Origin of the sequence: Asaia sp. VD9 (assembly GCF_037150015.1) — a bacterium.
In the GTDB taxonomy this organism is placed as follows: domain Bacteria; phylum Pseudomonadota; class Alphaproteobacteria; order Acetobacterales; family Acetobacteraceae; genus Asaia.
The window spans coordinates 1-402 of the sequence record NZ_JBBCQM010000043.1; the positions used below are offsets into that span (position 1 = coordinate 1).

Annotated in this window: 1 pseudogene; it reads right to left on the reverse strand. The window is 62.4% G+C overall.

The window, feature by feature from the left end:
- Positions 1 to 148: 148 nt before the first annotated feature.
- Positions 149 to 402: pseudogene (locus WFJ47_RS16485) on the reverse strand (hypothetical protein); the annotation flags it as partial.

The window sequence follows — 402 nt, forward strand, 5'->3', positions numbered from 1 at the left end:
TGGCCGTAGTGGCGGTGCTGACGGAACTGCCAGCCGCATCGGTGATCAGCTTGACGAGCTTGGTGACGAGCGTGTTCGCGCTGGTGGTCATGGTCTTTTCCTTCTGGATGATGAGGACTGATCCCGGCCCGATTGCCGGTGTCGTCAGTCAGGGCTTGGCGTCGTCGGCGTTGGTGGCGTGCTTGCCGTTCATCGCGACGGTGTTCACGAGCAGGTAAAGGGGGAGCCATTTCGAGCCGTCAGCCGGTCTGGGCCAGAAGCGGGCGATCACGGCGGCCAGAGCCACGACAAAGGTGAGGATCGTCGTCGCGTCACCGGCGAGAGAGGCAGGCAGGAAGGGGAGGACGGTCTCGAAGATCGTCTGCCAGTCGAAGTTCATTCGGATACTCCGGTTGTGGGGAT